This is a genomic window from Halomonas marinisediminis (assembly GCF_004347715.1).
GTDB classification, from domain to species: Bacteria; Pseudomonadota; Gammaproteobacteria; order Pseudomonadales; family Halomonadaceae; genus Halomonas; species Halomonas icarae.
Genome location: NZ_SLTR01000540.1, coordinates 1 through 264, shown reverse-complemented (window position 1 = coordinate 264; position 264 = coordinate 1). Strand labels below are relative to the sequence as shown.

The following is a 264-nucleotide window of genomic DNA, read 5'->3' as shown; positions in this document are numbered from 1 at the left end:
GACGCCATGCAGGGCAGGATGGACAGAAGGATCACCCGGTGCTGGGCCACCTGCGGGATCGAGCGGCGGATGAACACCGCGACCGGGAAGCCCAGCACGAAACAGATGATCACCGCCAGCGCGGAGTATTTCATCGAGACGAGGAAATTCTCCAGCCGCGCGGAGAAGAAGAAGTTGTTGTAGGAGAACAGGGTAAAGCCCGGCTCCATCCAGAACATCGTGCGCTCGAAGAACGAGAACACCACCGTGAGGGCCATGGGAAGG

At 60.2% G+C, this 264-nt stretch carries 1 protein-coding gene; it reads right to left on the bottom strand.

The window, feature by feature from the left end:
* Positions 1 to 264 (bottom strand): hypothetical protein (locus tag E0702_RS17720; RefSeq protein WP_205742094.1); only part of this gene is annotated, 264 nt, incomplete at both ends.